The sequence below is a fragment of the Bradyrhizobium sp. S3.2.6 genome (assembly GCF_040546885.1).
GTDB lineage: Bacteria > Pseudomonadota > Alphaproteobacteria > Rhizobiales > Xanthobacteraceae > Bradyrhizobium > Bradyrhizobium cytisi.
In genome coordinates, this window is record NZ_JBEPOS010000025.1 from 44,719 (window position 1) to 69,997 (window position 25,279).

The 25,279-nt window shown below is 59.7% G+C and carries 24 protein-coding genes and 1 pseudogene; 10 read left to right on the plus strand and 15 right to left on the minus strand.

Going from position 1 to position 25,279, the window contains the following annotated elements; translation table 11 throughout:
* Together ABID58_RS31385 and ABID58_RS31390 are read left to right on the plus strand one after the other, a co-directional pair.
* Entirely contained in the window at positions 1-468 is a 468-nt protein-coding gene (locus ABID58_RS31385; protein ID WP_354036734.1) for a hypothetical protein, read from the plus strand.
* A 563-nt stretch (positions 469-1,031) separates the two neighbouring features.
* On the plus strand, positions 1,032-1,292 hold the full coding sequence (locus tag ABID58_RS31390; RefSeq protein WP_354036736.1) for a hypothetical protein: 261 nt from the start codon (positions 1,032-1,034) through the stop codon (positions 1,290-1,292).
* Between the two features lie 851 nt (positions 1,293-2,143).
* On the opposite strand, the gene ABID58_RS31395 is transcribed toward ABID58_RS31390, so the two are convergent.
* From ABID58_RS31395 to ABID58_RS31435, 9 genes are all read right to left on the minus strand, one after another.
* Positions 2,144-2,662 carry a hypothetical protein gene (locus ABID58_RS31395; RefSeq protein WP_354036738.1) on the minus strand — a complete coding sequence of 173 codons (519 nt, stop codon included), beginning with the start codon at positions 2,660-2,662 and terminating at the stop codon, positions 2,144-2,146.
* Between the two features lie 675 nt (positions 2,663-3,337).
* Positions 3,338-3,760: an ATP-binding cassette domain-containing protein gene (locus ABID58_RS31400; RefSeq protein ID WP_354036740.1), complete on the minus strand. Its 423-nt coding sequence runs from the start codon at positions 3,758-3,760 to the stop codon at positions 3,338-3,340.
* 382 nt (positions 3,761-4,142) lie between these two features.
* Complete coding sequence (gene sfnG, locus ABID58_RS31405; protein WP_354036742.1) at positions 4,143-5,228, minus strand: dimethylsulfone monooxygenase SfnG; 1,086 nt, start codon at positions 5,226-5,228, stop codon at positions 4,143-4,145.
* A gap of 16 nt (positions 5,229-5,244) precedes the next feature.
* A complete protein-coding gene (locus tag ABID58_RS31410; RefSeq protein WP_354036744.1) occupies positions 5,245-6,036 on the minus strand; it encodes an ABC transporter ATP-binding protein in 792 nt (263 codons plus the stop codon).
* A 20-nt stretch (positions 6,037-6,056) separates the two neighbouring features.
* Positions 6,057-7,406 carry an ABC transporter substrate-binding protein gene (locus tag ABID58_RS31415; protein ID WP_354036746.1) on the minus strand — a complete coding sequence of 450 codons (1,350 nt, stop codon included), beginning with the start codon at positions 7,404-7,406 and terminating at the stop codon, positions 6,057-6,059.
* 83 nt (positions 7,407-7,489) lie between these two features.
* Positions 7,490-8,548, minus strand: a complete 1,059-nt coding sequence (locus tag ABID58_RS31420; RefSeq protein WP_354036748.1) for a branched-chain amino acid ABC transporter permease — start codon at positions 8,546-8,548, stop codon at positions 7,490-7,492.
* Positions 8,549-8,551: 3 nt separating this feature from the next.
* Positions 8,552-9,433: a branched-chain amino acid ABC transporter permease gene (locus ABID58_RS31425; protein ID WP_354036750.1), complete on the minus strand. Its 882-nt coding sequence runs from the start codon at positions 9,431-9,433 to the stop codon at positions 8,552-8,554.
* Positions 9,434-9,440: 7 nt separating this feature from the next.
* Complete coding sequence (locus ABID58_RS31430) at positions 9,441-10,211, minus strand: ABC transporter ATP-binding protein (RefSeq protein WP_354036752.1); 771 nt, start codon at positions 10,209-10,211, stop codon at positions 9,441-9,443.
* On the minus strand, positions 10,183-11,640 hold the full coding sequence (locus tag ABID58_RS31435) for an LLM class flavin-dependent oxidoreductase (RefSeq protein ID WP_354036754.1): 1,458 nt from the start codon (positions 11,638-11,640) through the stop codon (positions 10,183-10,185). The genes ABID58_RS31430 and ABID58_RS31435 overlap by 29 nt, the downstream gene beginning before the upstream one ends.
* A gap of 514 nt (positions 11,641-12,154) precedes the next feature.
* On the opposite strand from ABID58_RS31435, the gene ABID58_RS31440 reads away from it, so the two are divergent.
* Positions 12,155-13,378, plus strand: coding sequence for an acyl-CoA dehydrogenase family protein (locus ABID58_RS31440; RefSeq protein WP_354036756.1), 1,224 nt, complete (start codon positions 12,155-12,157; stop codon positions 13,376-13,378).
* 77 nt (positions 13,379-13,455) lie between these two features.
* On the plus strand, positions 13,456-14,826 hold the full coding sequence (locus ABID58_RS31445; protein ID WP_354036757.1) for a styrene monooxygenase/indole monooxygenase family protein: 1,371 nt from the start codon (positions 13,456-13,458) through the stop codon (positions 14,824-14,826).
* 84 nt (positions 14,827-14,910) lie between these two features.
* Here the strand turns inward: ABID58_RS31445 and ABID58_RS31450 are convergent.
* From ABID58_RS31450 to ABID58_RS31465, 4 genes and pseudogenes are all read right to left on the minus strand, one after another.
* Positions 14,911-15,053, minus strand: a pseudogene (locus tag ABID58_RS31450) (transposase); the annotation flags it as partial.
* A gap of 173 nt (positions 15,054-15,226) precedes the next feature.
* On the minus strand, positions 15,227-15,655 hold the full coding sequence (locus ABID58_RS31455) for an NlpC/P60 family protein (RefSeq protein ID WP_354036759.1): 429 nt from the start codon (positions 15,653-15,655) through the stop codon (positions 15,227-15,229).
* A gap of 169 nt (positions 15,656-15,824) precedes the next feature.
* Positions 15,825-16,367 carry a 2'-5' RNA ligase family protein gene (locus ABID58_RS31460; protein WP_354036760.1) on the minus strand — a complete coding sequence of 181 codons (543 nt, stop codon included), beginning with the start codon at positions 16,365-16,367 and terminating at the stop codon, positions 15,825-15,827.
* 754 nt (positions 16,368-17,121) lie between these two features.
* Positions 17,122-17,655: a TonB-dependent receptor domain-containing protein gene (locus ABID58_RS31465; RefSeq protein WP_354036817.1), complete on the minus strand. Its 534-nt coding sequence runs from the start codon at positions 17,653-17,655 to the stop codon at positions 17,122-17,124.
* Between the two features lie 191 nt (positions 17,656-17,846).
* Here ABID58_RS31465 and ABID58_RS31470 point away from each other — a divergent pair, with 191 nt between their 5' ends.
* From ABID58_RS31470 to ABID58_RS31490, 5 genes are read left to right on the plus strand one after another with little or no spacing between them, the layout of a single operon-like run.
* Entirely contained in the window at positions 17,847-18,419 is a 573-nt protein-coding gene (locus ABID58_RS31470) for a carboxymuconolactone decarboxylase family protein (protein ID WP_354036761.1), read from the plus strand.
* Positions 18,416-19,525 carry an acyl-CoA dehydrogenase family protein gene (locus ABID58_RS31475; RefSeq protein WP_354036762.1) on the plus strand — a complete coding sequence of 370 codons (1,110 nt, stop codon included), beginning with the start codon at positions 18,416-18,418 and terminating at the stop codon, positions 19,523-19,525. Before ABID58_RS31470 ends, ABID58_RS31475 begins: the two co-directional genes overlap by 4 nt.
* Complete coding sequence (locus tag ABID58_RS31480) at positions 19,522-20,316, plus strand: ABC transporter ATP-binding protein (protein WP_354036764.1); 795 nt, start codon at positions 19,522-19,524, stop codon at positions 20,314-20,316. The genes ABID58_RS31475 and ABID58_RS31480 overlap by 4 nt, the downstream gene beginning before the upstream one ends.
* Positions 20,306-21,496 (plus strand): ABC transporter substrate-binding protein, encoded by a 1,191-nt coding sequence (locus ABID58_RS31485; protein ID WP_354036766.1) that lies wholly within the window; start codon positions 20,306-20,308, stop codon positions 21,494-21,496. The genes ABID58_RS31480 and ABID58_RS31485 overlap by 11 nt, the downstream gene beginning before the upstream one ends.
* Positions 21,493-22,326 carry an ABC transporter permease gene (locus ABID58_RS31490; protein WP_354036768.1) on the plus strand — a complete coding sequence of 278 codons (834 nt, stop codon included), beginning with the start codon at positions 21,493-21,495 and terminating at the stop codon, positions 22,324-22,326. The genes ABID58_RS31485 and ABID58_RS31490 overlap by 4 nt, the downstream gene beginning before the upstream one ends.
* A gap of 188 nt (positions 22,327-22,514) precedes the next feature.
* On the opposite strand, the gene ABID58_RS31495 is transcribed toward ABID58_RS31490, so the two are convergent.
* Entirely contained in the window at positions 22,515-23,279 is a 765-nt protein-coding gene (locus ABID58_RS31495) for a phosphate/phosphite/phosphonate ABC transporter substrate-binding protein (protein WP_354036770.1), read from the minus strand.
* A 66-nt stretch (positions 23,280-23,345) separates the two neighbouring features.
* Positions 23,346-24,377: a fatty acid desaturase gene (locus tag ABID58_RS31500; protein ID WP_354036771.1), complete on the minus strand. Its 1,032-nt coding sequence runs from the start codon at positions 24,375-24,377 to the stop codon at positions 23,346-23,348.
* Between the two features lie 363 nt (positions 24,378-24,740).
* On the opposite strand from ABID58_RS31500, the gene ABID58_RS31505 reads away from it, so the two are divergent.
* Positions 24,741-25,256, plus strand: coding sequence for a hypothetical protein (locus tag ABID58_RS31505; RefSeq protein ID WP_354036772.1), 516 nt, complete (start codon positions 24,741-24,743; stop codon positions 25,254-25,256).
* Positions 25,257-25,279 lie beyond the last annotated feature (23 nt).

Consider the following 25,279-nt stretch of genomic DNA (forward strand, 5'->3'; position numbering starts at 1 on the left):
ATGGGCCTCAGAGCGACGCTTACGGAAAATCGGCTCGAAGCTGAGCTGCATGCGATTGAGGTATGCTATCAACTCGCGTCGAAAGCCATCCTGGAACGGATACCGACGGGCCGTGTGCCGCCAGTTAGGGTGTTGCTCGCCATCGGCCTTTCCCGGATTGAAACCGAGGTCCGAACTTCGATTCTTGCAAAGGTCGGAGGCCCAATTCCGCCGGTGATGCTCATCGAATTTGCTGTCATTCTTTCCAACTTAGTTAACTCCGCACACTATGTTGAGCACGTCGGAAATATGGTGCCGCCGCCTAGCAAGGGAGAAATTGAAGCGGCACAGCAAAGTTACCGAAGCGACGAACGGCGCTTGCAGGAAGCCGTAAACAAAGTACTTCGGCGGCAATCTGCGATCCTAAGTCAATTGCTTCCGGCGTGTCGACGCCGGATCGAATCCGGTTTTCGCGATCCTCAAGACTGAGCCTCCATGGCCGGTCCTGAGGCGGGCTGTCGAGTCTGATGTCGACCATGCGGCTAGAGTACTATCGCGAGTTCACCGCAGCCTGCGGGAACCGGTGCGCGTATTGCCTATCGACCGAAGGACTATTCACGGAACATATCGTTCCTTACGGACTTGGAAGCGATCTGGTTCTTCCCAAATCAAGCTGTGAGCCCTGCCGTAGAGCCACGTCCAAAATCGACGATTTCGTGCTTCGCCGATACCTGTGTCCGCTGCGCTCGTATCCAGGCCAGGTACCTCCGATCATGCGTATGACCTCGTCGGGGTCGATGTCTTGTTCGCCATCTCCGCGGCCTGGCGAAATTGACGGGCTGCCGATGATCAATCCGCTCGCGGTATCGCGGTACACAGTGCTCTGGCCGGCGCAGCGGGGGGCCCATGCGCAGTTCAGCGCAAACGGACAGACTTCGTCCCGCACCTAGGATGCGTTTATAGAAAGATTTTGGGCCAAAGAAGACAAAAGCCCCATACGAAGGGGGAGTTTCGCATATATAATCGATTCGACGACGCGGACTCAGGACAACATGACCACCGAGATTGATTTCAATGCACCTGCAACGTTGCGAAAATGGCCTTCATTAAAGAAGGAGCGGATCCCCACAACATGGGGTGCGGTGCCTTACTCTGTTGTCGAAGGAACGCTCGACGTCTGCATTCGGGCCTTTATGTCAAAGGAAGAACGCCACCTGTATGAAATCCACACCAAGGCCCAGCTACCCTTGGTAACTGAGGTCCTTCAGCACGAGCACATCGTTGAAATTGCGCGGCTGAGGGACTTTCTCTGATGGATGACCCACTGAATGAATTCTCGGGGGCATGTTTTGAGGATAGCCAAGTGTGTTGACGCCTGGATGAGGCATTTTGCGTTTTCTTTGCTTCTACCCCATCGTATTCGACCGCCTGTAGGTGCACTCGACGGGACTGACAGCTAGACCTAAGAGCTACCCTTCACTATCGGTGACATACTTTGCGTCAAGCAAACAGCTTGCGTCGTGAACACCTGAAAGGACACGATCTTAGTCAACAAAATCGTACTTCCCGGGGGAATAGTTCTAGCCCATTTGAACCCGTGCACGGCTGTAAAGCCATTTCTACAAGAAATCGCGCTGCGATGGAATAATCTCGTCATCGAAAGTGCGAACGAATCTAAGACGTCCATCGCTGAAGCTCAGCTCCATCTCAGCACGGAGTTTGCGAAGCTGAAACCTGGCCTCAAAACAATGTACTTCCAAGAAGGGATCGAAAAATTCAGAAGCGTTTGCGAAAGGTATTCGACCAGACTCTTCGGAGAGGCTGGGAATATAGAGAAACGCTATCCCGAGCATGTGGAGACAATACGAAAGGTAAAGCTTTATTAGAGATCAGCTTCGCTCGGTGGAGAAACCCAAAAGACTACGGCGATAAACGCGCGCTTCCACCACGCAGGTTGAACGTTTGACAACTTCCAAGTTGCGTTCCAATTCAGGGCTTTATCTTTTAGCGTCATCAAGTTTCTCCTTTTGCGGATTGCGCAGAGTTGAACTGCTGAGCACGCGGATGGCTATGGCATTCGCCGCCTCCGACGTTTAAGTTGTGGCAAGAATAGCAATCGCCTTGGACGGCGCCAAGTATTCTGGGTAGTTCAGAGTGCAATCGACTAGGTAGCGATGTCGGTAGCTAGACTGCCGAACAGCGCTTTCGAAAATGCAAGGGCGTTTCCATCATCGATCAGCAATTGTCGTACGGCGCTTTCGTATTGAGACCTTCCTTGGAAACCCAACTTCTCCGCTATGATTCCCAATGCTGGCGATTCCCGCACGGGATAACGGGCAATTATTAGACCTAGATCGCGGCCTGATATTGCCGCTCCAAGCTTCGCCTTTTCTTCAGCTACAATTTTAGGCACGTCTAGGCTGATGCCGATTGGAAGCGCCGTTGCGATGTCTCTTCGTTTTGGCAATTTCGTCATCAAATCGGCTCGTATCTTTGCTTCGACAACACGCTCGCTCAATCTCTGAACGTGTGGGCCGAGTGAAGCTAGCGCGCGGTCGGTCGCTTCTAAGATCAGCGCCGGTGCGTTGCCACCCGTGACCTTTGTTTGACGCTCACACACGCGTTGCTGAATAGTTGGATGGTAGTAGATGGCTTCAACCGAAATGGCGGGCGCTGCATACATCCCTCGGTCCTTCAGCTTGGCGATTTCCGCTGGATCGCGATTGTCACTATCAACTATACCGAACGCTCGCAGCCAATGAAGTTCGCCGGAGTCGCGGATGCCGGATACCGCATGCTCTACATCTCGGCAACTCTGCTTTGCAGATCACTGAAGCTGTTGGAAAGAGCAAGCTGTAGATTGGCCTGTCTAGGCTGTGTTCTTCTCCCTCGACGAACAGCAGGTTTCGCCGTGATCCCAAGATATCCTTCTTCAAGGTATCATCTATTTCATCAGGCGTAACAACAAGATCGGCATCCCAGCCGCGAATGGAATTTGGTCCGGAATAGGTGCACGACCGAAGCAATAGCGTCCTAGCACTTGGATTATCAATTGGGAGCAAGACATCATGTGTGGAGACGATGTAAGCACAATCGTTTCGCCGCTCGAAGAGGAGCGTAAGCAGCGGTGAGATTATGGACCTGTGGAGGTGGCGTTCGGGCTCGTCGATGATAAATATGATGCCCGGCGGGGGCTGTGAGCACATCGGCTGCAATAAGCAGCGCATTTCGCTCGCCGTCGGACAATTCCGCGACGCTGTACGGCGCACTTCCATTCTTGCTTGCAAAGACCTGTTCAGATTGCTGGACGGGTATTTCGATAGGCAACGCTGACAGCTTAAGAAGCTCATTTATGATCTTAATCGGGGCATCTTCTTTCGAGAGCGTTTTTGCTAGAGTCAAATTGTTCTTCATCAACGGCCGCAGCGATCTTTCGCGCTCGAACGTTTTCGGCGTCGAGCAAATCATAGATCGCGAGACTTGCGCGAGCGCCAGAATACTGATCGCGCCATCGCGAAGTTGGATCGGCATCCCATTGTTGCAGGTTGGTTTGTTGATCGCGCCTTTGCCGTCCGGTAATCTGTATTGCATTCGAATCGAACCACGTCTGCCGATGCGCTGATATTCGGCGGCTGTTCTGACGGTGTGCAGCGAAAAATTGATGCAGCAAGCTGGATTTGCCCGTGCCGTTCGCCCCCAGCACGAAAATGATCTCCCCGGCCTTTACTTTAAAATTGGGCGGCTGGCCGCTGAGGATCGAAACTGAAAAATCAAATGTCACGCCATGCCCCCGCAGAAATTTCAGGCTCTAGATGCGCGAGTCCGCTGAGTCCGCAGCTACGGAGAGGGGGCCTATAATTCGTGGGGTGAACATCGCCCCGCTTTTCGGCCCGCTATCATGCCGCTACTTGGCCCTTCCTGGTCAGAGTAAGGTTAACCAAAATACCAATCAAGATATGGCATTAGAGTTGGATGGTTGGTGCGCTTTTCGAGCGAACTCCCTCTCCGCCGCCATTTTCAGCGCGACTACTTGGCTCACTGGCTCTCATTCCCTCCCTATAGTGGGAGCCTCGGAAGCTCCTTCTCGATTTCTACGGTAGTCGTCACGTCCGGATGGCCTGTGCCCGGAGCTCATTCCTTTTCCACATCTTGATACAGCCAGCTCAAGCAGGTTCAGGCTCATGGGCCCTGTTGGCTTTGGCCGGGTTCAAGAGCGGAATCACCTCGCGGCCGAACGCCGGCAGTTCGTCGGTGAAATTCAGGAAGGCGCAGAGGATCATGTCGACGCCGATGGCCTCATAGGCACGGATGCGTTCCGCGATCAGCTCGGGGGGACCGAACAGACGGGTCTTGAAACCGTCGTTGGGCTGGACAAGATTGGCGTGGCTCGAATCCGCCCACATTCCGATCTTGTCCGCGGTCGATGCGCCAGCCTGCTTCACCTGTTCGGCGAAGGCCTGCACGATCTCGGGGTCGGCGCCCGCGATGATCGCTTCGAGTTGCTCGAGCGCTTCCCGCTCGGTCGGCCGCTGGATGATGAAGCCGTTGAGCCCGATCTTGACAGTGCGGCCTTCCGCCTTGGCGAGCGCGCGGACCTCGTCGATCTGCTGCTTGGCACCTTCCACCGTGGTGCCATTGAGAAAATACCAATCCGAATATTTCGCGGCCATCCGGCGCGCTGCCTTGGAATTGCCGCCCTGGAAAATCTCCGGGTGCGGCTGCGAGATCGGCCTCGGTTTCAACCAGGCGTCATTGATGCTATAGAAGTCACCTTTGAAGGTAAAACGGTCCTGCGTCCAGAGCCCCTTGAGCACCTGGATGAACTCTTCCGAACGGCGGTACCGTTCGTCATGTTCCAGCCAGGGCTCGCCAAAGGCACGAAACTCATCCTTGAACCATCCGGTGAGAATGTTGATCGCAAACCGCCCCTTGGAATAGACGTCGATCGTGGAGCCCACCTTCGCGATCATGGCCGGATGCCAGAAGCCGGTGTGAATTGCGCTGATGAGCTTCAGCCGCTTGGTCTGCGTGGAGAGCACTGCCGTGCAGGTGATGGCCTCCTGCTGCAACTCCCAGCCATGGCTCGCGATGAAGCGCGCCGGCGCCAGGCCATATTCGAAGCCGAGCTCTTCGGCCTCGCGCGCGAGCGAGGCATTGTAGTCGAGCGTCCAGTCGGTGCGCTGCGGAACGTTGCTGATGACGAAGCCGCCGCTGCCGAGCGGCATCCAATATCCGAAACGAATAGTCATGACGCGCTGCTCCTGCTCATACGACCTGGGTTTGGACTCGTTCAGCAGCCGCCGTTTCGGCCGCAGCGGCACCGAGATAGAATTCGGCAACGTCGTCCCGTTCGGCGAGAACGGCCGCCGTGCCTGACGCGGCGACCCTGCCGTTCTCGAGCACGTAGCCGTGATCGGCAAATCGAAGAACGAGATGAGCGTTCTGCTCGGCCAGCAGAAAGCTGACACCCTCGTTCCTGTTGAGATCGCGGATGACGTGGAAGATCTCCTCCACGATGATCGGTGCGAGACCCATCGAGGGCTGGTCGAGCAGCACGAGGGTCGGACGCGTCATCATCGCGCGCCCGATCGCAACCATCTGCTGCTCGCCGCCCGAGGTCAGGCCGCAACGCGCGCTACGGCGTTGTTTGAGCCGCGGAAACCAGGAATAGATGCGTTCGAGATCGTCGGCGAGCGCACGACGGCTCGGCCGGCGCACAAACCCGCCCGCGAGAAGATTCTCCTCGACCGTGAGTTGGGGAAAGACGTGACGGCCTTCGAGAACCTGAACCACCCCCCTTGCAACAAGATCGGCCGGATCAAGCCTGTTGGTCGCCTCGCCACGCCAGGTGATTGCACCACGGCTCAAGTGGCCACGCTCGGACCCAAGCTGGTTCGAGATTGCCTTCAGTGTGGTGGTCTTCCCGGCGCCATTGGCGCCGAGAAGAGCAACGATTGATCCCTCTTCGACCCTGAGCGATACGCCGCGCAAGGCCAGGATCGCGTGACTGTAGAGGACCTCGATGTTATCGACTTCGAGAAACTGCGACGTGGTCATGGCGATCCTTCAGGGTAACATCAGTTGATTGCATCGCGCGGCGTGATGCCCTTTTCCTTGGCGTAGGCGGCGGCACGCTCATAGATCAGGGGCAACAGCAATTCCCGGTCGGATTTCACCCAGCCGTTGGACACCACGTTCCACTTCTCGCCGTCCCACTGCAGCACCTTGCCCGCGCCACCGCCCTCGTGGTCTTTCGCCGAGAGCTTCAGCGGCTGCTGAAGACCGGTGGCACCGATTTCAGCAAGACGCTTCTCGGAGAGATCCAGATGCTCGAGGCCCCACTGCGCCTCCTCGCCATTGATCGACCGTACGCCAAAATGCGCCTGTGCAGTCCGGATCGCCTCCACCGCGATGATCGCCTCGTCGACGCCCGAATTGTAGTAGACCGAGCCGAAGCTCTTCGGGTCCTTGAGATCGCTGAGACCCTTGTCGAGAATGTACTTCTTGAGCTTCTGATGGATCTCGAAATTCGCGCCGGCGGGGAATGGCGTGATCGCCAGGTAGCCCTTGCCCACGGCGCCGGCGGGGCGGACGTCCTCCTCAGAGCCCGACCAGATGCCACCAATGATGTGATCGACCGGAAAGCCCACCTTGGCGGCGGTCTTGATTGCGACGGGCGTCATGACGCCCCAACCTCGCAAGAACACCCAGTCGGGCTTGAGCTGGCGGATCTTGGCCCACTGCGCCGACTGTTCATTGCCCGGATGCGGCACCGGAATCTGGATGTCCTCGAAGCCGTAGGTCTTGGCAAGATGGGCAAGCGGGACCTGGGTCTCCTTGCCGTAGGGCGAGTCGTGATAGACCGTCGCGATCTTGAGGCCCTTCAGCTTGTCCTTGCCGCCGACCTTCTCCGCAATGAAATTGACCGCCGAGGAGGCTTCGCTCCAGAAGCTGAAAACGACGGGGAAGCTATACGGGAACACTCGCCCGTCGATTGCCTCTGTGCGGCCGTAGGCGATCGTGACGAGCGGAATCTTGTCGGCCACCGACTTCTCGGTCAGCGCCTTCGAGATCGGATCGCCATGCGGCAGGAAGATCGGGACCGGCGACCCGTTCTTGCCCGCCTTCACCCGTTCATAGCATTCGATTCCCTTTTCGACTTCCCAATTGGTCTCGCACTCGTCCCAGACCAGCTTGATTCCGTTGATGCCGCCTTCGACCTCGTTGATGTAGCGGAAATAATCGATCTCGCCGGCCCAGACCGGAATGCCGCTCGACGCATAGGCTCCGACGCGAAAGGTCGCGAGCGGGAAGTATTGCGTCTTCGCATCTTCCGCCGAGGCCGGGGCGCCAACGGCGACTGACAGAACGAGCGCCGCCAGCCCGATCGCCCTGCTCGTGATCCGCTTCTGCTTCCGTATAGACATCCTGCTTACCCTCCATTTGATTGCAAAGTTCAAGTTCGACCGTGCGTGTGGCTCACGCCCACGTGTGATGAATTCGTTGTTTGCTAGCGCTCGAACCGCGAAGCCAGTTGCGTCCATGCTCGCGACAGCAACGCTGCGAGCCCTCTCGGCTCCTTGATCAGGAACCAGACGATCAGCCCGCCGAACAGCGCCTTCTGAAGATTTTCGAGTTGTCCGGGATCGATCGCGCCTCCGAACACTCCACCCCCGACATGATCGAGCAGGATCGGCAGCAAGATCATGAAGGCAGCACCAACATAGTTGCCACTGATGCTGCCCATGCCGCCGATGATGATCGCGAACATCACCTGAAACGAACGATCCAGATTGAAGCTCCGCGCATCGACCGTGCCAAGATAAGCAAAGGCCCAGAGCGCACCTGCGATCCCGATCACCAGCGAGCTCACGAAGAACGCCTTCAGCTTTCCGGCCGCCACGGGAATGCCGATGACGGAAGCAGCCGTATCCATGTCGCGGATCGCCATCCAGGTTCGTCCGGTCTGACTGCGCACCAGCCGGATCGCGACCACTGTGACGATCACAACCGTCGCCAGCGTAAGCAGGTAACGACCGGTCGGGCTCGACAGATCATGGCCGAGGATCGCAAGCCTCGGCGCCGAGATCGAACTCGATGTCGAGTAGTTCGAGAACCAGCCATATTGATTGAATAGCCACTCCAGCACGAACTGTGCTGCCAACGTCGAAGCGACCAGATAGAAGCCTTTGATGCGCAGGCTCGGCAGACCTGCGATGACACCGACCAACCCGGAAATGATGCCTCCGAGCAGCAGGCTGACCGGCAGCGGCAGTTCGGGCAGCCGCAGGAGGATGTTGTAGGTTGCGTAAGCGCCGACCGCCATGAAGCCGCCACTGCCCAGCGAAGCCTGGCCCGCATAGCCCATCAGCAGGTTCAGCCCCAATGCCGTCAGAGACATGATCAGGAATGGGATGAGGACAGCGTTCAGCCAATAGTCATTCGCCACGAGTGGAACAGCGGCAAGTCCCGCAAGGAGCGCAACCGCAAGGGCGATGCGCAGCCAACTCCGCGCGGTCTCGTCGGTCGAGCCAAGCCCTTCGATCGTATCGGTCCCGATCGCCGTCATGCTTCATATCCTTTCGATCGGCGTATCGCCGAACAGGCCGGCCGGGCGCACCAGCAGGAAGCCGACGGCAAGCACATAGGAGAACCAGGTCGACACGCTGCCGCCCAGCAGGCTGCCGAGATAGATTTCAGCGAGGCTGTCGCTGGCGCCGACGATCAGGCCGCCGACAATGGCGCCAGTAATCGACGTAAAGCCCCCGATGATCAGCACCGGTAGAGCCTTGAGAACGACAAGGGTGAGCGCAAACTGCACGCCTTGGCGCGCACCCCAGAGCAGGCCTGCTATCAGCGAGACGAACCCGGCGACACCCCACACAATCTGCCATAAGGTCTGCAGCCGAATTCCGATCGAGCGCGCAGCCAGCGGATCGTCGGCAATTGCCCGCAACGCAATCCCGACACGGGTCCAGTTGAAGAAGATCGACAGCGCGATGACGAGAACGCCGGCAGTGGCGGCCGCGACTAGGTCGAACTGGCTGACCTGGACCTCACCGACCGTGATCGGCGTATCGACGATGCCAAGATCGAGCTCGTGCACGCTCGCGCCCATCGCGATCTGCGCGATGCCTTCGATGATAAAGGAAAGCCCCAGCGTGGCCATGAACAGAGTGATCTGGGGCCGGTTGACGAGCGGCCGCAGGACCACGCGCTCCACCGCGATCGCGATCCCAACCATGATCGTTAGCGTGATCAGCCCCGCCAGCCAGAAATCGATCCCCCTGTCGCGCAAGGTCACGAAGGTCAGGCCCGCGCACAGCACCATCGAACCCTGTGCGAAATTGAACACGCCCGAGGCCTTGTAGATCAGGACGAACCCGATCGCGACCAGCGAGTACATCACGCCTGCCAAAAGGCCGCCGATGAAGGTTTCGACGAAAAAGCTCATCTCGACCTCAATGCACCGTGCCCAGATAGGCCGCGATCACGTCCGGATTCCTGCGTACCTGTTCCGGGGTGCCGTCGCCGACCTTGCGGCCGTAGTCCAGCACGACGACGTGATGGGAAAGGCCCATCACCACGCTCATATCGTGCTCTATCAGCACAACCGTGGTTCGGAAGGACCGGTTTGCTTCCAGGACGAAGCTGCTCATTTCGCACTTCTCGTCCTGGTTCATCCCGGCCATGGGCTCGTCGAGCAACAGAAGGCTCGGCCGGCCAACTAGCGCACGGGCAAGATCAACCCGCTTTTGCACACCGTAAGGAAGCGTCGACACAACCCTGTCGCGATGCCTGGCAAGATCCAGGAAACCAATGATCTCGTCCGCACGTCGGGCGAACGCACGTGTCTCGCTACGGTCGCGACCGAGGCCGAAGGCGTGTTCGATCAGCGTCGTGCGGCTATGCCTGATGAGCCCGGCCAGCACGTTGTCGAGTACGCTAAGATGCTTGAACAGCGCATTGTGCTGGAAAGTCCGACCGATCCCGAGATACGCGGCGCGCGCGGGGCGGATGCGTACGAATCTTTCACCGTCGAAGCTGACGCTCCCGCTGTCGGCGCGATAGATGCCGTTGATGATATTCAACAGCGAGCTCTTGCCGGCCCCGTTGGGACCGATCAGCGCACAGATCTCGCCTCGCACCACATCGAAGCTGAGTGCATTCAGCGCCTTGATCCCCTTGAACGACAGCGAGACGTCACGCAACTGCAGAATGGGCTCTGCCATCGCGCATCACGCTTCGACGGCTTGGCGCGGAGCCGCGACTGTCGCCTCGCCCGCGCGGGCGCTTCACCGCCTCGATGTCGCGATACGCTGCAGCCGGATGGCTCGACGGCAGATACGACCCTTCTCCGAACAGCTTCTCCCGCAGGGTCCCGGGACGATAGCTGGTCGGATAGACACCGCGCTTCTGCAGCTCCGGAACGAGCAGGTTGACCACGTCTTCGAAGGTCTCCGGCGTCACCGCATAAGCGAGGTTGAAGCCGTCAACGTCAGTCTCCTCCACCCACTCCTGCAGGATATCGGCTACCGTCGACGCCGAACCGACAAACACCGGACCAAGTCCGCCGATGCCGCCCCAGCGCGCGAGCTCCTCGATGGTCCAGGCCTTGCTGCCGCCCGCGAGATGATCGACGACGGAAACGATCGCATTCGTCTCGACCTTTTTGACCAAATCGGTCGGCGCATACTGTCCGAAATCGATGCCGCTCCAGCCGGACATGAACACCAGCGCGCCGTCATAGGAGGCGTATTGCTGATACTCCCTGAACTTCGCTTCCGCCTTCGCGTCGGTTTCATCGACGATCACCGTGACCAGAGTGTAGGTCAGAATCTTACGTGGATCGCGGCCGGCTTCAGCCGCGAGCCGTCGTACCTCCGCCACGTAGGATTTCAGAACCTGCTTGATCGGCGCGGCAACGAACACGCATTCAGCGTGTTCCGCCGCAAAGGCTTTGCCGGCCCCAGACGCACCGGCCTGGTAGAGGACCGGCGTCCGTTGCGGCGACGGCTCGCAGAGATGATAGCCCGGCACCTCAAAGTATTTTCCCTTGTGCTCGATCTCGTGGACCTTCGAAGGATCGGTGAATATCCGCTTCCCGGCATCACGCAGGACGGCCCCCTCCTCCCAGCTGCCTTCCAGCAATTTGTAGAGAACCTCGACATATTCGGTCGCCACCTCGTACCGATTGTCGTGGCGGCGCAACCCGCCCTGGCCGATGTTCTTGGCCCCGCTCTCCAGATAAGAGGTCACGATGTTCCAGCCGAGGCGTCCCTTGCTGTGGTGATCCGCAGTCGAGAGCCTGCGCGCGAAAGTATAGGGATGCTCGAACGACGTCGATGCGGTGATGCCGATGCCGAGATGCTCGGTCGCGAGCGCGATAGGCGCCACCAGCTGCAACGGATCGTTGACGGGGATTTGTGCCGCCTGCTCGAGCGCATGGGATAGCGAGTTCTTGTAGACGTCATAATACCCGATGACATCGGCAATAAAGATGCCGTCGAAGACTCCCCGCTCCAGCGTTCGCCCGAGATCCTGCCAATAGTCGAGGTCCTTGTACTTGTAGGAACGGTCGCGCGGGTGCGCCCAGACGCCGGGAGACTGATGGCCGACACAATTCATGTCGAACGCATTGAACCGAATCTGTCGCGCCATTCACACGTCTCCGTCGCGTCGCCCTTGTTCATCCACGCAGCCATCTCGCCACAAGACGCAATCGATCGTCCATCGCGTTTATCGGTCGTTTTCGAGACGCATCTTTCGTCGCATCTCGTTGCGGGATGAGAAACCAGCTCTTGGCCCAGTCTCATTCGCTGCCGCAAGCTCTGGTCATGCAGCACACTCGATGCGGTCCAAGGCAACAATTAAGCTTCGATCCGATCGCGTCTCGACACGATTCGCCGCATATATCGCACCTCGGAGAACAGTCCTTTCGAGTTGGAAGCGATTGCGAGCATCGCGATCTTCTGCAAGCGGCGTTGACCTCATTTCTCGAAACATCGACCGGCAGGATCGCGCAGCAGATTTTTCTTCGTGCGATGTTCCGCTGCAAACGATCGTGTTCTATCCAAGCAAAAATACAGTCTGGCTCTCGCGGGAGAGCAGACTATTCTTCGAGACAACAAACTCTGTCCATCCAAGGACGCAAAGAACGAGCGGACGCAGTGCGATGACCATTCACTCTGGCAGACCGAGCATCAGCGATGACGAACTTCACAAGCGCTTCGCTCCGGTCTTTGAGACGATCGCGGCAGGTGCGGTGGCGCGCGAACGAAGCCGCACGCTGCCGATCGAGGAGATCAGACTGTTGAAGGAGGCTAGCTTCGGAGCGCTGCGTGTGCCGATCGAGTTCGGAGGGCTCGGCGCCACGCTCCGCCAGACGTTCGACCTCCTTATCGAGCTTGCGGCCGCGGATTCCAACCTGCCACAGGCGTTACGGGCACACTTCAACCTGGTCGAGGACTTGCAGCTGAACAAGGATGAGGCAGTCAAGGCGCGGTGGCTCGGAGCCATCGCGAACGGCGCGCTCGTCGGCGTCGCCGTTACCGAGCCGGGCCTTGGTGCGGTCGATCGCTACCGGACCGCCGTCACATCGGAAGGAGCTGCGCTGCGGCTCGACGGGCTGAAGTATTACACGACTGGCACACTTTATGCCGATCACCTGCTTGTCGCGGCCGACCGGGATGGCAAACGAATTACCGTCCTTGTCGACACCAGCCAGTCTGGCGTCAACGTTGAGGACGACTGGGACGGCTTCGGCCAGCGGCTCACGGCAAGCGGCACAGCAACGTTCAAGGATGTCACGGTCACCCAGGACCGGATCATCGGTCCCGGCTATGGAACGGAAGGCCGGGTGTTTGGAACGGCCCACGTTCAGCTGATCCTGCTCGCCACGCTCGCGGGGATTGCGAAACGTGCCGCGGCGGATACGACCGACTGGATCAAGGCGCGAACCCGCACGTTCACCCATGCTGTCGCTGACCTGCCACGCAACGATCCCCTGGTACAGCAGGTCATCGGTCAGCTCTTCAGCGCGGCCTTTGGTGCACGGGCAACGGTCCTCGCCGCGGTCGACGAACTCGCGCGGACGCTTGATGGTGGCCACCAGGACCCGCAGCGGCTCGATGCCTCCGAACTTGCGGCGGCGCAGGCGCAGGTGACCGTCATCAAGCTCGTGCTCGACGCCGTGACCACGCTTTTCGAAGTAGGCGGCGCCTCTCTCAGCTCGGAGAAGCTCGCCATCGATCGGCACTGGCGTAACGCGCGTACCATCGCTTCCCACAACCCCGCGATCTTCAAGCTCCGCGCAATCGGTGCGTACGAGTTGAATGGCGACACACTTCCGTATGCTTGGAGTGCCGGCGTTCGTCAGACCGGACAACAGGGCAGCTAGCACCCCACCTTCTAGCGAGCTTCGTGCGTCAAGATCCCGCCTTCGGCGCCGAGTCATTCTTCCTTCAGGAGAGCCACGTGTCCAACACCAAACGCAAAGTCGCGATCATCGGCGCTGGTCTTGCCGGGACAACCGCCGGGCTTGGCCTTGTCAATGCGGGATTTGACGTCACCATTTACAGCGATCGAGACCGCGCGTCGCTGCGCAACGATGTGCCTCCGACGGGGACGGCTGTCTATTTCGGCAAATCCCTCGAATACGATGCCGAGGTCGTCGAGGATCTTTATGACATCGGGACAAGCACCGGGATGAGCGTCCGGATCTTCTCCGGCACCGGCGAGACCCGAACTCCCGTTATCGAATTCGACAGTGCCTTCAACTATCGGGCTCAGGCGGTCGATACCCGGCTCCGCGCCGACGACCGCCTCAGTCGTTTCCTGGCGCGAGGCGGCAAATTCGTCGTGCGCGCGGTCAGCCCGGAAGACCTGGACGCGATTGCGGCGGACTCCGATCTCACGCTCGTGGCGACAGGCAAGGGCGGCTTGTCGGCCCTATTCCCCGTTGACCCGGATCGCACTGTTTACGCCGAACCGCAGCGGCACCTGCTGCTCGCAACATTCAAGGAGCTGGATCGTGCCGATCATCAGTTGGCCTATCGCAGCTCGGACGGCGCCAGGCACAACTGGTTCAACATCCATGCCGATTTCGGCGAGACCTTCTTCGGACCTTATCTGCACAAGGATCTCGGCGCCACGCGGGCGTTCATTGGGTTCGCCAAGCCTGGCAGCCCGTGGCTCGACATCTTCAACACCGTGACCGATCCACAGAGCGCGCGTGACGCCGTGGTGAAACTGTTCGCGACTTATTTTCCAGAAGATGTGGAGCTGATCGATCAGCTGGAGCCTCTGCACGAGGATCCGCACTCCTGGCTCCTCGGCGCAGTCCCGCCGACTGTTCGACGCGCCGTAGCCCGCACCAAAAGCGGACACGCTGTTGCTGCAATCGGAGATGCCGCAGTCTCCTTTGATCCGCTTGGCGGCCAGGGCGCGCAAAATGCAATCGTCCAATCCGTGCTTCTGATCCGAGCGCTCAGGGAGCAGAAGGGCAAGATCACCTACGAATGGCTGCAGGATCAATTCAACAGGCATTGGGACCATCGCGCCGAGGCAGCGACGGAAGTTACCAGGCTGTTTTTGGGTGATGAAAAATACAAGACGCATGCCGAGCTGCTATTCCCGGCCGCGGCCGTCAACGCAAAGATCGGAAGCGCGTTCTTCGATTTCCTCTCTGAGCCACAGCCCTTGCTCGGTATCCAGAGCCGAGAGCAGATAGACAACTTCATCGCGAATTTGGCAGGAGAAGCGGCCGAAACCGTCCTGGCGAGGTTCAAGGCACCGAGCCAACTTGCGCGGGCGAAAGCGCTCGAGCGTGTGATTGTGGTGTCTTAAGCCACCTGGTCGTAACAACGCTCATGTGCATATCCTTGCATGGAACGAACAGCTTCCGGCGACCGATTACGTGCGGCGTGAACCATCCCGCCACGGTGCTCCGGATCGTAAGACCCAGAAGATGCCATTGAGCACACGGCGTCGTTTGCCCGAGGAACGCCGCGCGGCTTGTTGGGCAGCATCGGCTTTATGGCAGCCCATTCAAAATCGGCGAGTTCATAGCGCATGATTCGAGCCCCCAGTTTGGGAATTTGAATCACAAGCGTCCGGATGCTCCTTGCCAGCGCGGTTCTGCACCTACTGGGCAAAAGCGGACATAAATGGGCCGATGGTCTCCGCTGAATCCGTCGAAAATGCCCCTCGTCGGATACTCACCGACATCCGCACTTCGGGAAAGATTCTAGTTTGTTCCACCGAATTTCCGTAGTCGCTTCGCCCCGATGAAAATCTGATATTCGGCAAGCGTCTGGAATTGGGCGGATGGCCAGATTACGGCCGTTGATTCTTTCTTGCTTAGATGGATTGCCTTGCCGCCGCCCAGGTAGAGCGCAACGTGCGCTCCCCAAGGGCTGGATGTCCGATTGAATAAAAGCAGGTCCAGTGCCCGTAGCTCCCCCGTTACGACGACAGTTTCCTCGACGTCTTCCCAAAGGTTGCTGGAGCGAAAAGGCGAGATTTCGTGGCCGAAGTGCTTAAGCAAAGCGTATGCAAAGTTCTGGCAATTTGGGCTCTCTGAAATGCTCGGTAGAAGCGGCGCACTACCATCGTGATCTTGATCGTATTTGATGCGCCAGAACTGCGCCGGTATCGTATCGGTCGTGTATTCCATCTAAAGCCTCCCCGCCCAACCTTGGCCTTCTCGGTTAGCGGTCGCTGCTATATTAAGTCAAGCCAGCAATGTCGGCTAGCGTGAAGGTTTGCGGATGCCGGCCCCGTGCGCGCGGCGCCACCGTCATGGGGCCGGCATCCGAAAACCTTCACAGAAGCGGCCCTCATGCCTAGGGCACGGCAGCCCGCAGCTTCTGTTTTGCAATTACCCGCACGGGTGGGAAAACGACGCAGTCCGCAACGTCAAACAACACCGAGATGCTTCGGTTGAACGAGTCCGCGAATGCCATGGCGTCATGGCACCGTTCATCAATGATGCGAGTGCCAAGCGTACAATGAGGTGTCCATTGTCCCGGCCGATAATGGGGCCGGCAATAGGCTGGGTCGATAGCTGCGCTGACCGAAGCGTGCCACCTCCTGAGGGCTGCATCGTCCACAGGCTTCATCCAAAGGACAAGGGGCGGCCCTACAAACCATCGAACGCACCTAAACTCGATGCGCAATTGCACTTCGCTCGCGGCGACGCGCAGCATTGCTTGCCGTGCGGTCTCCTCCTCAATTTCAGGCGAGTCATAGATCGCGAACGTAAAATGTGGCCGGTAGCCGAGAGTGCGCATTGAGGGCTCGTCTTCGAATGCTGCAACCTGGTCCCACAGCTGTTCGACCTCACTTGCGGAGTCGCCATCGGCTCGTATGTTGATCGCGATTGCCATCGATCGCTCTGCCCGTAGAAATTCTTACAACTTTACCTGCGCGTCTGAGGTCTGCAATGGTAGAGTCGAGGATGGGCGCGGTAGCTTGGGGCCTATGGCCAACGCCCCGTTTCCCATCCCCGCTCATCAAACCGGGCGTGCCGATTTCCGGCACCCGGCTTTCCGACTGGCTTCACCGCGCGGTCACGGAAAGCACACTAACCGCACGCGGCTTTGGCACGGTCAGTAGCTCTCCTTTGCCGCTCGACACAGCAATCTCCGGCGGCGCCTGTCATTGATGGTGTTTGCAGGCTCATCGCCAATCACCACGACCTCGCCATCTTCAAAAGCGCGCCAGAAGTCGGGGCCCTTTGCTCCACCGGCGTTACCCGGCATCAACGCTCTTACTGCCCCGTCCGACTCCCGCCATGGCCGCCGCCTTTCGCGACGTTGAGGCCGCTACCCTCGCCCTTGACGGGTCTCCCCCTGTAACTACGAACCACCTTTCCGACGTGCCGTGCCCACTACCCCGGCGGATCGCGTGGGTGCGCGTGTCGATTGCTTCCCCACGCGTGCGGCCTTCCCCAAATGACCGGAGGGTCAGCATCCGCATTAGAACTTTCGAGGCCTGCTCGGGCTTCACTTTGTTACGGCCCATCGGATCGCTCAGCAGCCCAAGGCCGCCTTTGTCGCAGGGCTCCGACCCACCAGTTACCCCGTCGTGCCGCCTGCCAGCTTCCGGACCAATCGACAATTATCCGGGTGAGACCCTCCCTCACTGATAGTTCGTGCCCTCGGGGCGCACGGTCATTCGCGTCGATCTGCCCTGATTCGCGACTTCCGGGCTACCCCCGGCTGCGCCGGTCTCGTAGGTCCGCGATGTCGTCAGCAGCAACGGCACCGACGGCGCCAGGATGAAGATGTTAGCGACCGTCGGATCGGCCGCGGTCGCATACTGGCTGTACAGCATCACGCCGGGCGCGATGTCCCAAGTATAGCCGATGCGGCCGGTGATGGGATTGAACGTCGTCGAGAAAGGATATCTCTTGGCAGATTCCAGGACGCCATTGGGATCGAACCGGGTCCGGTCTAGCTTGATATTCTCGAACCGGATGCCGCCGATCAGCGCGAAAGTCGAGGTCAGCTTGAGGCGGTCCTCGAACGACAGCGAGCCGGTGTCGAGGTGAGTGTAGATCTTTTCGTCGCTGCGGGGACCGTAGAGCCCGCGGGCCGGGTTGAGCAGATCGACGTAATCGTTGAAGAACAGCATGTCCTGCCAGACGTTGAACTGGTTGCTGCTCGGCGCCACCGAAGGCAATCAGCCTCCCAACCGCCCTCTCAGCAGAGGAATATTTCCACGCTCGCGTTACGTGCACGACGATTCTTGCATTCTCGCAAGGCGATCTACCCAAGCATCAAATCGTTGCTTAGAAAACACGCAGAGCGCCGACTTTTCGCCAAGCTCAGCACCGAAACCGTTCGCCTTCGTTGGAGATTGCCATGTCGCGCTTGCCGCTTCGCACCATCGATGATGCACCAGCGCTCGCGAGGCCGCGCCTAACCGCGGCTCAGCAGAACAATGGCTATCTGCCAAATCTTCTCGGACTGCTGGCAAATGCACCCGTCGCGCTGGAGGCCTACCAAACGCTTTCCGCGATCAACGCGAAAGCAAGCCTCAATCCGGCGGAACGTGAGGCGGTTCAGATCACGGCTGCGGCGATCCACGGCTGCGGCTTTTGCGTCGCCGGACATACCGCGATCGCATACAAGAAGATCGACTTGGACAAGACGATCGTCGACGCGCTGCGGGGTCTCGACCATGGACCCGATGCGAGGCTCAACGCAGTGGCGGAGTTCACGAAGGCCGTCATCCGAAACCGCGGTAATGTGGCCGATCGCGAACTGGCGGACTTCCTGGCTGCAGGTTTTGACGAGGCCGCCGCGCTGGAAGTGGTGCTTGGCGTCAGTCTCGCGACGTTGTGCAACTTCAGTAACAACCTCGGCCGACCGGAGCTCAATCCGGAACTGGCGCCGTATGAATGGCGTGGCGCTGAAGTGGAGGCTGCGGAGTGACCGCGGTTGCGATTGGTGGCTCGATCCTGTCGAGCGAGATCCGGGCTTGGCTCGATCATGACGCACTGCTTTTCGACAGAGTCGCCGACGATGCCTCTGCGATCGTTCCGATGCTTGGCAGAGCCGGCCTGTTTGGAATCGGCGTGCCGCGCAACCTTGGTGGCGACGGAGCCACTTTGGCGGACGGAGTTCGCGCGATTGCGGCCGTATCAGCGCGATCCTTGACGGCCGGTTTCGTCTTCTGGGGCCACCGCACCTTCATCGAATATCTGCTGCAAAGCCCGAACGCGCGTTTGCGCGAAAAGCTTCTGCCCGACCTGCTGGCCGGCCGACGAGCCGGCGCGACCGGCCTGTCGAACGCCATGAAGTTCCTGAACGGGCTCGAAGCGCTCCAGGTCACGGCGTCGCGCCGGGATGGCAAGCTCTGCCTCGACGGCAAATTGCCGTGGGTAACCAATCTGCGGAAGGAAGGGTTCGACGTCGCGGCTGCCGTCCAGGATGACGACAGCAAGTCTGCTTTCATCGTCAGTCTGTCTTCGGACGATGACGGCCTGATACGCACCGCCGATCTCGATCTCATGGCGATGCGCGCGTCGAACACGGCCGCGATTGCGATCGATCGCCTCGCGATCAATGAAGACAGGATCATTCATCCGAACGCTGGCGAGTGGCTTCCCCGCGTTCGTCCCGCATTTCTGGGCTTGCAATGCGGCATGTCGATCGGCCTCGCCCACCGCTCGCTCTCGGAGGCGGACAGCCTGATGGGTAACGGGCGCGGCGTGCTCGCGGACTCGGTTGCAGGGCTTGCCGCGGAGCTCGCGGCCCTCGAAGAGCAGTTGCTGTCGCGTCTCGACGGGCCCTTCTTTATTGAACAGCCTGTTGCGCTGTTTCAATTGCGCATTCGGCTCGCCGAAATCGCCAACCAGGCGCTTCAACTCGAGCTGGGCGCCACGGGTGGCAAAGCCTATCTCTCAGTATCCGGCGAAGGCTATCAGCGCCGTCTGCGCGAAAGCGCCTTCATTCCGGTGGTGACCCCAAGCCTTGTGCAGCTCGAAACCGTGATCGAGGCGCATCGGCGACGTGTAGCTGAGCGCGAACTTGCATGATAGGCCAAAGGATCCTCGAAGCCAACGCGGTCACGCTCCGCTATGATGGCAATCAGGGCAATGTCCTCGATCCCTTCGATTTTGCGCTGAAGCCAGCAGAGACTGTGGGCATTCTCGGACCGAGCGGCGTCGGCAAATCCAGCCTGTTGCGCGTGCTCGCTGGTCTGCAGCAGCCGAGCAGCGGCGTCGTTAGCATTCGCGACGAGCCACTGCGGGGACCACACCCGCGGGTCTCAATCGCCTTTCAGGACCCGAGCCTGCTGCCCTGGCTGACGCTCGAGCGCAACGTCGCATTCGGGCTCGACTTCAAGCATCAGCCGCAGCTCTCCCGCGCAGAACGTGCGCGCCGGGTCGATGCGGCGATCGCGGAGGTCGGCCTCGCGCCGGCGCGCAATCAGTTTCCCGATCAGTTGTCCGGCGGCATGGCGCAGCGCGCAGCCCTCGCTCGCTGCCTCGCCCGCGAGCCCGATATTCTGCTGCTCGACGAACCGTTCGGTGCGCTGGACGAGGTCACGCGGTCGCAGATGCAGCGTCTGCTGCTGAAGATCGTCAGCGACCTGGGAACGGCCGTCGTCCTGATTACGCATGATATCGACGAGGCGCTGCTCGTGTCGGACCGGATTGTGCTGCTGGGCGGATCGCCGGCCCGCCAGATCGGCGAATGGACCGTCGATCTCGCCAAGCCCCGTGACGATGATGTCAGCGAACTCGGCCGCCTGCGCGTCGAGATCGTCAGCGCGTTACGGCGCGCCTCCCCTGCCCACCACAAGGACGAAGCCGATGCCGTTTGAGGACGATTTCTCGCGCCGCGACCTGATGAGACTGACCGCGCTTCTGACAGTCGGTGGCGCGATGCCGTTGCTCCGGGCCCATGACGCACGGGCGCTGGAAGCCGATGCCCCGGTGCGAATCGGCTACCTGCCAATCACCGATGCGACGCCGCTACTCGTCGCGCACGGCAAGGGCTATTTTGAGGCTGAAGGCCTGCGGGCCGAGAAGCCGGTGCTGTTGCGGAGCTGGGCACAGCTCCTTGAAGCCTTCATCTCCGGGCAAGTGAATGTCGTTCACCTGCTGTCACCGATCACGGTCTGGGCCCGCTTCGGCAGCAAGGTGCCCGCCAAGGTGGTCGCGTGGAACCACACGGGCGGGTCCGCCCTCACCGTGCGCCCCGAGATCAGCAACGTCAAAGAGCTCGGCGGCAAGACCGTCGCCATCCCGTTCTGGTATTCGATCCATAACGTCGTACTGCAGACCCTGTTCCGCGAGAACGGTCTCGTACCCGTAGCCAAATGCGAAGGTCAGCTCGCAGCGAACGAGGTTCAGCTCGTCGTCATGGCGCCGTCCGATATGGTACCGGCGCTGGCCTCGAACCAGATCACCGGCTACATCGTGGCCGAGCCGTTCAATGCCGCCGCTGAAAATCTCGGTGTCGGCAAGGTGCTGCGCTTCACCGGTGACGTCTGGAAGGACCACGCCTGCTGCGTTGTCTTCATGCATGAGCGCGATCTGCGGGAACGGCGCGACTGGTCGCAAAAAGTGGTCAATGCGATGGTAAAGGCGCAGCTCTGGACCCGTGCAAACCGCGCGGAGACAGCAGCACTGTTGTCCAAGGACGGTGTCAACCGCTACACGCCGCACGCGACCGCCGTGCTGGAGAAGGTCCTCTCTCCGCCGGGGAGCGACAATGCCGAGTACCTGCAGAGCGGCGCCATTCGCAACGCATCCTGGCTAGAGCGCCGGATCGACTTCCAGCCCTACCCTTACGCGAGCTACACCGAGGAACTGGTCCGTCGTCTGAAGGCGACGTTGATCGAAGGCGATCATGCATTCCTCAACGACCTCGATCCGGCCACTGCCGCTCGGGAATTGGTCGATGACAGCTTCGTCAAAGCGGCGATCCATGCCGTGGGCGGCCTCAAAGCGTTTGGCTTGCCCGACACATTCGAGCGCCAGGAACTGATCGTCGCATGAGCGTGAGCTTGACCACGGCCAATCCGCCTGCGACTGCAGCAGCCGGCCCGTCGATTGCGCCTGCGTACGCCTGGCGCGCCGCGCTGCTGAAGCGCACCATCGGCATTGCCGGCCTCGCCATTCTCCTTGTCCTCTGGTGGAGCGGCACCACGTTGATTGCTGCACCGGGCAGCTTCCTGCGACATTTCTCGCCGCTTGAGGCGTTCACGACGCTCGGCCGTCTTGCCACGGATTCCGACCTGCCGATCCATGTGCTGGTCAGCGTGCGCCGCGTTCTTGTCGGCCTCGGCCTTGCGCTGGCGATCGGTGTGCCGATCGGGCTGGCCGTAGGCAGCTCCGCTTTGTTGAATTCCGCGACATCGCCGACGTTTCAGTTTCTGCGCATGATCTCGCCTTTGTCCTGGATGCCGCTCGCCGTCATGGTATTGGGCATCGGCGACCGGCCGATCTACTTCCTGCTCGCCTTTGCCGCGGTGTGGCCGATCCTTCTCAGCACGGCCGAAGGCGTACGGCAGCTTCAACGATCATGGCTTCGCCTCTCCGCCAGCCTCTCGGCGACACGATGGGAGACGTTGCGCCATGTCGTCTTTCCAGGTGTGCTTGCGCATGTGTTGACCGGCCTGCGGCTCGCGATCGGCGTGGTCTGGATCGTGCTGGTGCCCTGCGAGATGCTCGGCGTGTCGGCGGGGCTCGGCTATTTCATTCTCGATACCCGCGACCGGCTGGCCTATTCCGAACTGACCGCGATGGTTCTGGTGATCGGCCTCCTCGGCTTCCTGCTCGACGCGGCCGCACGTGGCCTGAATCGCCTTGTGACCCACAGGCACTGACGATCGCATCGCTCAAGTGTGATGGACCAGGAACATCTGATCAAATCGACGCCTGACGCTGCAGCTCGATACGGTGTAACGCGGATATAGCCCAAAGCCGTAAGGTCGCTCGGTCGACGCTTCTTTAGAACGGTCGGTGCCAAGCCGGTCGAAATCAGGCGCGTCGACCGGCTCAGAGCGGGATGCGCTTATCGTATCTCGGGATAGCCAAGCTCAGCGGCTTCGCGCTCATATTCGGCCAAACGCTCGTAGGCGGCCACATCGGGCACGGACAGAGCGTTGAGCTCCAGCACTCCACCGATGTCAGCGGTCTGCGGATCATTCACGATCTCGTACAGTACCTCGGCAAGCGCGAGCGCATCTGATTCCGTCGTATTCACCGACGTCACGAAAGGCAGCGACGGGCTCGGTGCGGTTTCGGCGAGTATCCGATATCGCTCGGCGGCGAAGGGACGGAACTTCTTGAAGACCCCCCACGTCACATTGTCGATCGAGCAAACGTCGATGTCCCCTTTATCAAGGCGCTCGAGACTCGTGACGTGCGCGCCTGTCATGACGACCGAGGAAAAGAACGGCTTGCCGCCGGCGATCCGCGCCAGCGATAGCCGCGGCAGGTTCATCCCAGAGTTCGACAGCAAGCTGTTGCAGCCGAATATTCGCCCATGCAAATCTTCCAAGTGCTCAGCCGGGTCATCGGCGCGGACCATAAAGAAGGCCCGATGGCTGGATCCCACGCACCCCGGTATCGTGTAATGCGGCGTGGCCAGCATACGATACTGGTCGCGATAGTGCTTGAACAACGGATAACCGCAAATCTGGGTAAAAAGAGTTCCTGGCCTGCCCGCATCGATGTCCTTGGCACCAAGCCGCCACCGCAATGCGGCCAAAAAGGCGGAATTGGCATCTTCCATCTCGGCAAGGCAGTACATCGGCAGGCTTGCCGCTTGCGTCATTTCGCTATTCGCGCCAGATTTTGATTGGTCAAGCATGGCAGCCGGCAAGGATGAAACACGGTCCCGTCAGGACGTCGAATTCCTGACGAAGCTGGGTGGATGAATCGGAATGAAATTCGGCGTCACGAGCCATCGTCGCGCGATCTCGCCATAACCTCGAAATACGAATCCGCCGTTGTACGCCCGGATGCGCTCACGATGTTGCCACCATACACGAGGGACTTTCCACCAGGGCAGCGTCGGAAAGGCGTGATGAACGACGTGAAGATTGTTCCAGAGAAAAAGCAAACCGAAGACCCAGTTTGATTCGACAACCGCAGTGCGTTCGCTCGGCTGCTCACCCCAGCGATGCTCGGTAAAGCTGCGCATCATGCCCAGGACAAGACCAGGGTAGACGAACTCCGCAAGATATTGCACCGCGGACATGTCAAACACCTCCGCCACGAGCAGCAGGATCAAGGCTACTGCGATGAAGTGGCGAACCCAGATGCCGAGATCTGCAAAGTCTCCGGCGATCATCTTGCCAACTTCCTTGATGAAGAAGTGTGGTGTACGCAGGAACGGACCAATAAACAGGCGGCCCAGGAATGTCTGGTTGACGATGAGAAGCCATCTCGACAGATTGCCGTAGTCCTCCCAATCTTCCTCCTCATGATAGTACGATTCCGTATCTTCCCCCGGATAGGTGAGATGGTGGTTGCGATGGTGGCGCGAATGCGATCGGCGGTACAGCTCGAAAGGGAACCAGATGCCGAGCGGCGGCCAGACGAGTGCGCGACGCAACAACGCCGGTATCCCCCGCAGGCTGTGAATCGCCTCGTGCTGCAACGAGAAATGCCATTGCACGACGTAGCCGGCGAGCGGCGCCGTGATCCACCAAGGGACATAGCGATGCGAAGCGAGCAGACTCAGCCACGTCGCATAGATCGCTGCCGCCACAAGAAGTGTCGGTCCATCATGACGCTCAAACCATGATTCAGACGCCGGGCTGTCGACAGCCGCGAGCAACAGGCGGCGTGTCGCGCGGTTTGAACCAGCAGATCCGACATTGTCATCGTCGGAATTATCTGGATTAAAAGTTGGATCGCCCGACGACATACGTCCTCCGTCATAGACACGACGGAACACGCGCTGACCACGCAGCCCTCGCCTCGCCGTCGTTACCAATTGATTTTAGCGTGAAACGCCCCCAAAGAGACGTGGAGTGCGATCGCGACCTTGAGGCTCGGATTCAGCGAGGTCAACGGAATGAATTTTTGAATGTTGAAAGCGGTGGAGAAGTTCGCTTCACGACTTCAATCGTTTCTGGTCGTTCATTTGCACACAGAAATATATCGGTCGCAAAAGCGGCCATTTGGAAAATAAGCTTCTCTTCAAGCCAATGCGCCCCGATCACGCTACCGGTTTTACACCGTGGCCTGCTCGCCCACGTCATCATTTCAAATCAATTAAGGGCCGATCTTGACCCGGGTGATTCCGAGGTTTGCGGATGGTCCGATCACAATCAACGAGCTGGCGTCAGAAAAATCGGCGAGGTCCAGACTGGCGGAGGGGAAGCAGCAGCGGCTCCAGCCGACGCTCCTGCCGGGCCCTTTGCGCCGCAGCAGGAGTTCCAGGAATGGCCCGCATCTTGCTTCGATGATCCCAGATGAAACGGGACTCGTGAAGGCGACCACCGAACCCAAAGTGCATGTCTTGCAGCATGGAGCGAAAGGAATGAACGATGCGATGGCCGATCTGTTGTTTTTGGCCGCGTCGAGCGGAGACGAGGTGGCTAACCCGGTTCCGGACAAAAATCTGAATCGTCTTGCTGCCAAGGAGCGCGCGTTGAGGAAAGGCTGGATCGTGCTCAAGCGCAAGGTGAGAGATCCGGATTGTGGTGGGCAGGTTGAGGTCTTCCGCGTGACCGACGCCGGCAGAGCGCGCCTGGAGGAGCTTGGTGCTCGCAATGGTGCCGTCAAGCGCGCTTCAAAGTGATGCAAAACTGAGCGCCGCCTGGG

Coding starts and splice junctions, on each gene's coding strand:
- ABID58_RS31385 (WP_354036734.1), top strand. CDS start 1: ATGGGCCTCAGAGCGACGCTTACGGAAAATCGGCTCGAAGCTGAGCTG.
- ABID58_RS31390 (WP_354036736.1), top strand. CDS start 1,032: ATGACCACCGAGATTGATTTCAATGCACCTGCAACGTTGCGAAAATGG.
- ABID58_RS31395 (WP_354036738.1), bottom strand. CDS start 2,662: ATGTATGCAGCGCCCGCCATTTCGGTTGAAGCCATCTACTACCATCCA.
- sfnG (WP_354036742.1), bottom strand. CDS start 5,228: ATGACTATTCGTTTCGGATATTGGATGCCGCTCGGCAGCGGCGGCTTC.
- ABID58_RS31410 (WP_354036744.1), bottom strand. CDS start 6,036: ATGACCACGTCGCAGTTTCTCGAAGTCGATAACATCGAGGTCCTCTAC.
- ABID58_RS31415 (WP_354036746.1), bottom strand. CDS start 7,406: ATGTCTATACGGAAGCAGAAGCGGATCACGAGCAGGGCGATCGGGCTG.
- ABID58_RS31420 (WP_354036748.1), bottom strand. CDS start 8,548: ATGACGGCGATCGGGACCGATACGATCGAAGGGCTTGGCTCGACCGAC.
- ABID58_RS31425 (WP_354036750.1), bottom strand. CDS start 9,433: ATGAGCTTTTTCGTCGAAACCTTCATCGGCGGCCTTTTGGCAGGCGTG.
- ABID58_RS31430 (WP_354036752.1), bottom strand. CDS start 10,211: ATGGCAGAGCCCATTCTGCAGTTGCGTGACGTCTCGCTGTCGTTCAAG.
- ABID58_RS31435 (WP_354036754.1), bottom strand. CDS start 11,640: ATGGCGCGACAGATTCGGTTCAATGCGTTCGACATGAATTGTGTCGGC.
- ABID58_RS31440 (WP_354036756.1), top strand. CDS start 12,155: ATGACCATTCACTCTGGCAGACCGAGCATCAGCGATGACGAACTTCAC.
- ABID58_RS31455 (WP_354036759.1), bottom strand. CDS start 15,655: ATGGAATACACGACCGATACGATACCGGCGCAGTTCTGGCGCATCAAA.
- ABID58_RS31460 (WP_354036760.1), bottom strand. CDS start 16,367: ATGGCAATCGCGATCAACATACGAGCCGATGGCGACTCCGCAAGTGAG.
- ABID58_RS31470 (WP_354036761.1), top strand. CDS start 17,847: ATGTCGCGCTTGCCGCTTCGCACCATCGATGATGCACCAGCGCTCGCG.
- ABID58_RS31480 (WP_354036764.1), top strand. CDS start 19,522: ATGATAGGCCAAAGGATCCTCGAAGCCAACGCGGTCACGCTCCGCTAT.
- ABID58_RS31485 (WP_354036766.1), top strand. CDS start 20,306: ATGCCGTTTGAGGACGATTTCTCGCGCCGCGACCTGATGAGACTGACC.
- ABID58_RS31490 (WP_354036768.1), top strand. CDS start 21,493: ATGAGCGTGAGCTTGACCACGGCCAATCCGCCTGCGACTGCAGCAGCC.
- ABID58_RS31495 (WP_354036770.1), bottom strand. CDS start 23,279: ATGACGCAAGCGGCAAGCCTGCCGATGTACTGCCTTGCCGAGATGGAA.
- ABID58_RS31500 (WP_354036771.1), bottom strand. CDS start 24,377: ATGTCGTCGGGCGATCCAACTTTTAATCCAGATAATTCCGACGATGAC.